The organism is Thioclava sp. UBA3469, from assembly GCF_002378135.1.
GTDB classification, from domain to species: domain Bacteria; phylum Pseudomonadota; class Alphaproteobacteria; order Rhodobacterales; family Rhodobacteraceae; genus Thioclava; species Thioclava sediminum.
Window position 1 is genome coordinate 1 of sequence record NZ_DFRG01000252.1, and the last position, 8266, is coordinate 8266.

Below are 8266 nucleotides of genomic sequence, written 5' to 3' on the forward strand. Positions count from 1 at the left end.
GCCCGAGGCCGCCGCATGCCGCCTCTCCGGGCTGCTGATCGGCTGGGAGCTGTCCGCCACGCGCGATCTCTGGCAGGGCCAGCCCGTCGCGCTGATCGGAAGCCCGGTTCTCAGCCCGCTTTATACCCGGGCGCTGGCCGGTTGCGGCATCCAAGCTGCCAGCCATGACGCAGAAGACGTGACCCTTGCGGGGCTCTATGCCGCGCGCCAGACCATCGGAGCTGACACATGAGCCGACCCATCATCGCCATCCTGCGCGGGATCCCCCCCGCTGAAGCCCTTCCCGTCTGCGAGGCGCTGATCGCCGAGGGCGTAACCCGGATCGAGGTGCCGCTGAACTCGCCCGATCCGCTCGACAGTATCGCCGCGATGGTGGAGCGCTTCGGCTCGGACGCGCTGATCGGGGCGGGGACGGTCCTGACGACCGATCAGGTCGCCGCCGTCGCCGCGACCGGTGCGAAGCTGATCGTCTCGCCCAATTGCAACACCGAGGTGATCGCTGCCTCCAAAGCCGCAGGGCTGCAGAGCTTCCCGGGTGTGATGACCCCGACTGAGGCCTTCGCGGCGCTCGCCGCTGGGGCGGATGGGCTCAAGCTGTTTCCGGGCGAGCTGATCGGGCCGATTGGTCTCAAGGCGATGCGGGCTGTGCTACCGCCCGAAGTGCCGCTTTACGCGGTGGGCGGCGTCTCGGCCGAGAACATGGGCGAATGGCACAAGGCAGGTGCGGCCGGCTACGGCATTGGCTCGTCTATCTACAAACCCGGCGACAGCGTAGAGACCGTGACCGAGAAGGCCCGCGCGCTGGTCGCCAGCTACGACGAGGCCTGCACGGCATGAGTTTCGAGATTTACGACGACCGCGCCTGTTTCCTTGGCGAGGGGCCGTTCTGGCATCCCGAACGTGGCCAGCTGTTCTGGTTCGACATCCTCGCGGGGCGGATGCTCAGCCGCGACGCGACCGGGCCGCGCGAATGGGAGATCGGGCAGATGGCTTCGGCTGCGGGCTGGGTCGATGCCGAGACGCTGGTGATCTCGACTGAGACCGGGCTGCGCCGCTTCGACATCTCCACGGGTGCGCATGAGCCGCTCGCCGCGATCGAGGCCGACAGCACCGCCACCCGCTGCAACGATGGCCGCGCCGATCCGATGGGCGGCTTCTGGGCGTCGACCATGGGCAAGAACGCGGAGACGGGCGCGGGGGCGATCTACCGCTATTTCGAGGGCACGGTGGAGCGGCTCTTTCCCGAGATCACCATCCCCAATTCGATCTGCTTCGCGCCCGATGGGCGACGCGCCTATTTCGCCGACACCCCGACCGGAAAGATCATGACCATCGCGCTCGACGCGCAGGGTTGGCCCGAGGGCGCGCCGGACATCTTCGTCGACCTGAGCGCGGAGGGCCTGAACCCCGACGGCGCGCAGACCGATGCCGAGGGCGCACTCTGGAGTGCGCAATGGGGGGCAGGGCGCGTGGCGCGATACCTGCCCGACGGGCGCTTCGACCGGGCGACCGCGGTCGGCGGGCGGCACAGTTCCTGTCCCGCATTCGGCGGGCCGGACTTCAAGACGCTCTTCGTGACCACGGCTCAGGAAGGGATCGAGACGCCCGACGCCGCGCAGGGCCGGGTCTATTGCGCCCCCGCCGGGATTGCAGGGCGACCCGAGCCCGCGGTGCGCCTGAACGGCTGATCGCAATGTGTGCAGCGGAGTTCGGGCGAACACAGCACGGGCTTGCTGCGCTTTCTCGGGGACGATCCGGCTTTCCGGATCGTCTCAGAAACGGAGTTCAGACCGGAGCCGCTCCAACTCGCCCTCGGGCAACGACTCGACACCCTTCGTCATCTCGTGAAGCTCTTCCAGGAGCGCTCGGGCTTCCTCGGCCTCAGCGTCTTCGATCTTCCGCGAAGGGTGTGTGAAAAATCCAGCGGACCGGGAGGTCTCCCCGATCGCGATGGCCTTCCCGAAGCGCAGTCCGAATTCGGCGGCCTGACCGAACACATTGCTCTCGTCTTGATCCGCGAGCTCGGACCAATCACAAATACCTGTATGGGTCATCGCCCACTTGACCGTCGGATCGACGAATACGAGGCCGTTTGCGGTGTAGAAATTCATCCATTCTTGTGGATATGTCTGGTAGAGCAGCGTAGGATTGGCAAAGCGAATGTGCAGCCCTAGGGCGAATTTCCAATCAGATACTTCACCCAGACGTTGCAAGCTCTGGCGCATTTCATGCACGTCGATCATGCAGCTATCCTTGTATAAACTTGACAGAAATTCTTGACCAAAACGCCGCGGCACTAGCTTGGCCTAATTGAGCTCTCCTCTTTGGTGACTATAAATCCCTCGGAGGGAATGGAAGATCGAAACGACACGATGCTAAGTGATTTTCAAAGTCTTTTCGCCGAACGCGCGCCAGCCGGTTGCTACATCGCTTTGCGGGCGGGTTTCTTCGCGCCTGAGGCCGAGTTGAACCTGTTTCCGGCTGACTGGATCAATCATTATACCTTTTCTGGACTGGCGCTGGCCGACCCGCTGTTGCGTTGGTGTCAGGAAAATTCGGGCTATGCGCGATGGAAGGACATAGACAGCTTCGTCGGCACGGACTTCATGCGCGACTATCGGAAATTTGGCTTCGAATTCGGAAGTGTCGTGTCGATCCATGGGACGGAAGAGATGCCGAAGCGGAGCCTTGGAATCTTCGCGCGCGCTGACCGAGAGCTGCACGTCTCCGAAATGGAAGAGATCGAGACGGTGCTCTCGCGCATCCATGCCGCCGAGCCCGAGATGCCGACAGAGGCGCAGATGCAGGCCCTTCAACTCTATTCCAAGGGCTATCTGCACAAGCAGGTCGCCCACGAATTGCAGCTCTCCGTCGGCGGGGTAAAGGCCCGTCTCAGGGGCGCTGCGGACCGCCTCGGGGCCAAGACATTGAGAGAAGCTGCGAGCATCGCTGCAAGTCGCGGCCTGCTGTAAGCTTTGACGCTCCATCGGGTTTTCCTCTTGCGAAGACGATAGCCGAAAGCCGCGTTGCGCCAATCGGCGCGGGGGCTTTAGGGGGCTTGCGAAAGTCCGCGTCACAGGCGCAGGCCGGTCTCGGCATCGAAGACCTTGGCCTTGCCCATATCGACCTCGAAGCTGAAGGGCGCGCCCGGGGGCAGGGCATCCTCCGGGCGGACCCGGGCGATCACCTCGATCTCGCCAAGGGCGAAGACGATCATCGTGTCGGGGCCTGTCGGCTCCACCAGATCGACCGGGCGTTCGAAGACGAAACGGTCGGGGCCGGGCAGTTCGGTCCCGGCCATGAAGATCGCCTCCGGCCGGAGCCCCAGAACGACCTTGTGCCCGTCGGGGGCTGTGACCCGCTCGGTGAACCTCGCGGGCAGGGGGAAGCGAAGCGCCCCCGCCGTGCCCTCGGGCACCTCCACCGACAGCGCGCCCGTCTGCCCATCGCGCCGCAGGGCGCCGGGCAGCATGTTCATCGATGGCGATCCCATGAAGCTCGCGACGAAGAGGTCCACCGGATCGTCGTAGATCTCTCCGGGTTCGGCCACCTGACGGATATGGCCGTTATCCATCACCGCAATCCGGGTCGCCAGCGTCATCGCCTCGATCTGGTCGTGGGTGACATAGACGACGGTCTTGCCGAGCCGCTGGTGCAGCTTCTTGATCTCGGTGCGCATCTCGATCCGCAGTTTCGCGTCGAGGTTCGACAAGGGTTCGTCGAACAGGAAGACCTCGGGCTTACGCACCAGCGCCCGGCCCATCGCAACGCGCTGGCGCTGGCCGCCCGAAAGCTGACCGGGCTTGCGATCCAGATAGGGATGGATCTGCAAAAGCGTGCTGAACTCTTCGACCGCGGTGGCCTGTTCGGCGCGCGGGACGTGGCGGGTCTGCATCCCGAAGGTGATGTTCTCGCGCACCGTCTTGGTCGGGTAGAGCGCGTAGGACTGGAACACCATCGCGATGTCGCGGTCGCGCGGCGGGGTGTCGTCGACCAGCCGCCCGGCGATCTCGATATGGCCGTCGCTCAGCGTCTCGAGCCCGGCGATCAGGTTGAGCAGGGTGGACTTGCCGCAGCCCGAAGGCCCGACGAGGACGATGAATTCGCCCGCTTCGATCTCAAGGTCGATACCCTTGATCACCTCGTTCGTCCCGAAGCGTTTGCGCACGCCCTGAAGGGAAATTCCCGCTGCCATTGCTACCCTTTCACCGCTCCGGCCGAGAGCCCGCGCACGAACCAGGCTCCGGCGACGACATAGACCGCCAGCGTCGGCAGTGCCGCGATGATCGCCGCGGCCATGTCGACATTGTATTCCTTCACCCCCGTCGAGGTATTCACCACGTTGTTGAGCGCCACCGTCACCGGGTTGCTGTCGCCGATGGTGAAGGCCACGCCGAACAGGAAATCGTTCCAGATCTGGGTGAACTGCCAGATCACGGTGACCACGATCGCAGGCCGCGACATCGGCAGCACGAGCCTGAAGAAGATGCCGAAGAAACCCGCCCCGTCTACTTTCGCCGCCTGAATGATGCCGCTGGAAACCCCGATGAAGAAGTTGCGGAAGAACAGCGTGGTGAAAGCGAGGCCATAGACCGTGTGTACGAGGATCAGCCCCGGGATCGTGCCCGCAAGGCCAAGCTGGCCCAGCACCCGCGCCATCGGCAGCAAGATCACCTGAAACGGGATGAAGGCGCCGAACAACATCAGCGCGAAGATCGTGTCGGCGCCGCGAAAGCGCCACTTGGTCAGCGCATAGCCGTTGAGCGCGCCGAGTATCGTCGAGATCGCCACCGCCGGCACGGTCATCATCACCGAGTTCCACATATAGGGTGCCAGCCCGTTGCAGCGTACGCCCACGCAGGCGCTGTTCCAGGCTTTCTCCCAGGCGCTGAAGTCGAACTCTTTCGGCAGGCTGATCAGCGAGCCCTCCCGGATCTCGGTCAGCGATTTCAGAGAGGTCGAGATCATCACCAGAAGCGGGATCAGGTAGTAGATGCAGAACACCCCGAGCACGGCGAACAGCACGGCGCGCATCAGGCTGTGATGCAGGCCCCTGCGCTGGACGATCCCGCTTGTGTTGCGCCCACTCATCCGCTGGTCTTCCTCAGTTCCGAGTAGAGATAGGGCACGATGATCGCGATGACCGTCATCAGCATCATCGTGGCGCTCGCCGCCGCCACGCCCAACTCGCTGCGCTGGAAGGCGAAGGAATACATGAAGGTGGCGGGCATGTCGGTGGCATAGCCCGGCCCCCCGCCGGTCAGCGCGATCACCAGATCGAAGCTCTTGATCGCGAGATGGGCGAGGATGATGACGGTGGACAAGAACACCGGCCGCAGCATCGGCAGCACGATGCCGGTATAGGTGCGCCACAGCCCCGCGCCGTCGATCGCCGCCGCTTTCAGGACCTCGTCATCGACCGAGCGGAGCCCCGCCAGAAACAGTGCCATCGCGTAGCCGGAGCTTTGCCAGACGGCTGCGATCACCACCGTGTAGATCGCGTAATGAGAGTTCACCAACCAGTCGAAACTGAAATTCTCGAAGCCCGCCTGATGCATCAGCCGCTCCAGCCCGAGGCCGGGGTTCAGCATCCATTTCCAGACCGTGCCGGTGACGATGAAGCTCAGCGCCATCGGGTAGAGGTAGATCGTGCGGATCACCCCCTCGATCCGCACCTTCTGATCGAGCAGGATCGCCAGAAGGATGCCGATCGCCATCGAGATCGAGATGAACAGGCCCGAGAAGACGAAGAGGTTGCGGATCGCCACATACCAGCGGGGCGTCTCCCAGAGCCGGACATATTGGCTCAGCCCGTCGAACTCGTAGTTGGGCATCACTCCCGACCGGGTCAGAGAGATATAGGCCGTCCAGAGGATGAAGCCGTAAACGAAGAACAGGCTCGCCGCGAAAAGCGGCGAGACCACGATCGCGGGCAGGCGCCGTTCCAGCGCCCGCCCGAACCTTGCCATGGGCCCCGTGCCTCCGGGCATTGCAGGCCCTAGTTTTCCTGCGCGCGCTTGATCGCGGCCGCAAGTTGCTTGACCGCGTCCTCGGAACTCATGTCAGAGTTGAAGAAAGCGGTCACGAGATCGAGGAACTCGCCCCGCACCGAGCGGGGCACCGCCATCTCATGCGCCATCGACGGCACCAGCGTGTCGTTCTCGATCGCCGCCAGCAGATCGGCATGCGAGCGTTTGGCGCAGGCGTCGAAATCGTCGAGCGGCACGTCCGTGCGCGCCGGGATCGACCCCTTGGCGAGGTTGAACACCTTCTGGAACTCGGGCGACATGATCAGTCGTGCGAGCACTTTCTGGCCCTCGATGCGGTCCTCGCCCTCCACCTTGAAGAAGGTGAAGCTGTCCGAGTTCAGCACGAAGCCCTTGCCCGGCGTGGGCCAGCACAGGAAATCCTGTTCCGGTACTTTGCCAGCGGCAAGGAATTCGCCCTTCGCCCAGTCGCCCATGATCTGGAAACCGGCCTCGCCACGCATCACCATCGCGGTCGCAAGGTTCCAGTCACGCCCCGAGAAGTTCGGATCGACATAGCCGCGCAGCTTGCGCAGCTGGTCGAAGGACTTGACCATCATGTCCGAGGTCAGAGCCTCCGGGTCGAGCTCCACCAGCGCCTTGCGGAAGAAATCGGCGCCGCCGATCCCCAGCACCACGTCTTCGAACAGCGTCGCGTCCTGCCACGGCTGACCACCATGGGCGAGCGGTACGATGCCCGCCGCTTGAAGCTTGTCGGCGGCCGCGTTGAACTCGTCCCAGGTCGTGGGCATCTCCTCGACGCCCGCTTTCTTGAGCGCCTCGGGGTTGGCCCACATCCAGTCGACGCGGTGGATGTTGACCGGCGCGGCGACGTATTTGCCCTGGTATTTCATGATCTCGGCCAGCGCCGGTGGCAGGACCGCATCCCAGTTGCCTTCGTCCGCGACGGACTGAACGTCGTTCAGCGCGCCTTGCTCGGCCCATTCCTGAATGCCCGGCCCCTTGAGCTGAACGGCCGTCGGCGGATTGCCGGCCACGACGCGGGCGCGCAGCGCCGTCATCGCGGCATCGCCGCCACCGCCCGCGATCGGCGAGTCGATCCATTCGCCGCCCTCGGCCTCGAAGGCTTTCTTCAGTTCTCCGACGGCCTTGGCCTCGCCGCCCGAAGTCCACCAGTGCAGGACCTCGACCGTGCCATCCGCCCGTGCCGCGCTCGCTGAGAGCGCGCCGGCGACACTCACGACCGCCATCATGGCTTTACAAATGTGCATGTTTTCCTCCTCCTCCCGGTCGAGTTCGCGGTCCATGATCGCAGCCCGACACGAGATTTAGGCTGAGACGACAGGCGCAGAACGTCATTGATCTCGATCAACGATTTGTGAATCACGGGTGAGGCGGACGGGGGCAGAGGCGAGTGTGACCCGTGGCATCCCTACACAGGTCCGGGCGATTGCGCTGCCTGCCGAAAGGCTTACCATCGCCGCGGGATGACTGAAGGCCTCGTGATGCAGGATACCGACGCCGCGCCAGCTTTTGCCGAAACCGCCGAGGCGGTGATCGCGCGTCTGTCCGTCCCTTTTCCGAACGGGCTGAGCGCTGAGGAGGCCGCCACGCGCCTCGCGCGCCACGGCCCGAACGCTCTGCGTCGTCCCAAGCCCCGAAGCGCATTGCGCATCCTGCTGCATCAGTTTCAGGGGGTGATCGTCGCGCTTCTCGTTCTGGCAACGGTGTTCTCGCTGGTCATCAACGATATCGTCGAGGCGCTGGCGATCCTCGTCGTGCTGCTCTTGAACGGCGCGATCGGGTTTTTCACCGAGTTGCGCGCCACCCGCTCGATGGAGGCGCTGTTCAGCGTCGCCGAGGTCCGCACCCGCGTCCGTCGGGACGGAATGCTGATCGAGGTGGATGCCCGCGATCTCGTGCCGGGCGATCTCGTGGTGCTCGAAGCGGGCGATGTGGTGACCGCCGATCTGCGGCTCGTCGAGGCGTCGGGGCTTCATTGCGACGAATCCGTGCTGACCGGCGAGTCCCTTCCGGTTCTCAAGACCACCAAACCGCTACCATCCGATGCGGTGCTGGGGGATCGCACCAATATGGGGTTCAAGGGAGCGGCCGTCACACGGGGGGCCGGAACCGGCGTGGTGGTGCGGACCGGCATGGAGACCGAGATCGGCAAGATCAGCCAGCTTGCGATGGCGGCCAGCACGGAACCCACACCGCTCGAACACCAGTTGACGCGGCTCGGGCAGCGACTGGTCTGGCTGACGATCGTTCTTGCA

Annotated in this window: 10 protein-coding genes; 5 read left to right on the forward strand and 5 right to left on the reverse strand. The window is 64.3% G+C overall.

What is annotated here, in order from left to right; translation table 11 throughout:
* The 3 genes from B3D39_RS18655 to B3D39_RS18665 all read left to right on the forward strand — a co-directional run.
* On the forward strand, positions 1-232 hold a 232-nt coding region (locus tag B3D39_RS18655; protein ID WP_286789948.1), incomplete at its 5' end, for a 2-dehydro-3-deoxygalactonokinase.
* A complete protein-coding gene (locus B3D39_RS18660; RefSeq protein WP_274962138.1) occupies positions 229-837 on the forward strand; it encodes a 2-dehydro-3-deoxy-6-phosphogalactonate aldolase in 609 nt (202 codons plus the stop codon). The genes B3D39_RS18655 and B3D39_RS18660, both read left to right, overlap by 4 nt.
* Positions 834-1688, forward strand: a complete 855-nt coding sequence (locus tag B3D39_RS18665; protein ID WP_274962137.1) for an SMP-30/gluconolactonase/LRE family protein — start codon at positions 834-836, stop codon at positions 1686-1688. The genes B3D39_RS18660 and B3D39_RS18665 overlap by 4 nt, the downstream gene beginning before the upstream one ends.
* Before the next feature lie 84 nt (positions 1689-1772).
* On the opposite strand, the gene B3D39_RS18670 is transcribed toward B3D39_RS18665, so the two are convergent.
* Entirely contained in the window at positions 1773-2243 is a 471-nt protein-coding gene (locus B3D39_RS18670) for an autoinducer binding domain-containing protein (protein ID WP_078519892.1), read from the reverse strand.
* A 108-nt stretch (positions 2244-2351) separates the two neighbouring features.
* On the opposite strand from B3D39_RS18670, the gene B3D39_RS18675 reads away from it, so the two are divergent.
* Positions 2352-2972 (forward strand): autoinducer binding domain-containing protein, encoded by a 621-nt coding sequence (locus tag B3D39_RS18675; RefSeq protein WP_078539936.1) that lies wholly within the window; start codon positions 2352-2354, stop codon positions 2970-2972.
* Positions 2973-3073: 101 nt separating this feature from the next.
* On the opposite strand, the gene B3D39_RS18680 is transcribed toward B3D39_RS18675, so the two are convergent.
* From B3D39_RS18680 to B3D39_RS18695, 4 genes are read right to left on the reverse strand one after another with little or no spacing between them, the layout of a single operon-like run.
* Complete coding sequence (locus B3D39_RS18680) at positions 3074-4195, reverse strand: ABC transporter ATP-binding protein (RefSeq protein WP_274962136.1); 1122 nt, start codon at positions 4193-4195, stop codon at positions 3074-3076.
* 2 nt (positions 4196-4197) lie between these two features.
* Positions 4198-5091, reverse strand: coding sequence for a carbohydrate ABC transporter permease (locus tag B3D39_RS18685; protein ID WP_274962135.1), 894 nt, complete (start codon positions 5089-5091; stop codon positions 4198-4200).
* On the reverse strand, positions 5088-5969 hold the full coding sequence (locus B3D39_RS18690; protein WP_078519888.1) for a carbohydrate ABC transporter permease: 882 nt from the start codon (positions 5967-5969) through the stop codon (positions 5088-5090). The genes B3D39_RS18685 and B3D39_RS18690 overlap by 4 nt, the downstream gene beginning before the upstream one ends.
* 29 nt (positions 5970-5998) lie before the next feature.
* Complete coding sequence (locus B3D39_RS18695; RefSeq protein ID WP_274962134.1) at positions 5999-7258, reverse strand: ABC transporter substrate-binding protein; 1260 nt, start codon at positions 7256-7258, stop codon at positions 5999-6001.
* A gap of 234 nt (positions 7259-7492) precedes the next feature.
* Between B3D39_RS18695 and B3D39_RS18700 the strand changes: the two genes are divergently transcribed.
* The coding region (locus B3D39_RS18700) for a cation-transporting P-type ATPase (protein WP_286789949.1) at positions 7493-8266 on the forward strand (774 nt) is incomplete at its 3' end.

Bases quoted from the DNA above. Each gene is read 5' to 3' on its own strand.
- B3D39_RS18680 (WP_274962136.1), bottom strand. From the start codon at position 4,195: ATGGCAGCGGGAATTTCCCTTCAGGGCGTGCGCAAACGCTTCGGGACG.
- B3D39_RS18670 (WP_078519892.1), bottom strand. From the start codon at position 2,243: ATGATCGACGTGCATGAAATGCGCCAGAGCTTGCAACGTCTGGGTGAA.
- B3D39_RS18685 (WP_274962135.1), bottom strand. From the start codon at position 5,091: ATGAGTGGGCGCAACACAAGCGGGATCGTCCAGCGCAGGGGCCTGCAT.
- B3D39_RS18660 (WP_274962138.1), top strand. From the start codon at position 229: ATGAGCCGACCCATCATCGCCATCCTGCGCGGGATCCCCCCCGCTGAA.
- B3D39_RS18665 (WP_274962137.1), top strand. From the start codon at position 834: ATGAGTTTCGAGATTTACGACGACCGCGCCTGTTTCCTTGGCGAGGGG.
- B3D39_RS18695 (WP_274962134.1), bottom strand. From the start codon at position 7,258: ATGCACATTTGTAAAGCCATGATGGCGGTCGTGAGTGTCGCCGGCGCG.
- B3D39_RS18675 (WP_078539936.1), top strand. From the start codon at position 2,352: ATGGAAGATCGAAACGACACGATGCTAAGTGATTTTCAAAGTCTTTTC.
- B3D39_RS18690 (WP_078519888.1), bottom strand. From the start codon at position 5,969: ATGGCAAGGTTCGGGCGGGCGCTGGAACGGCGCCTGCCCGCGATCGTG.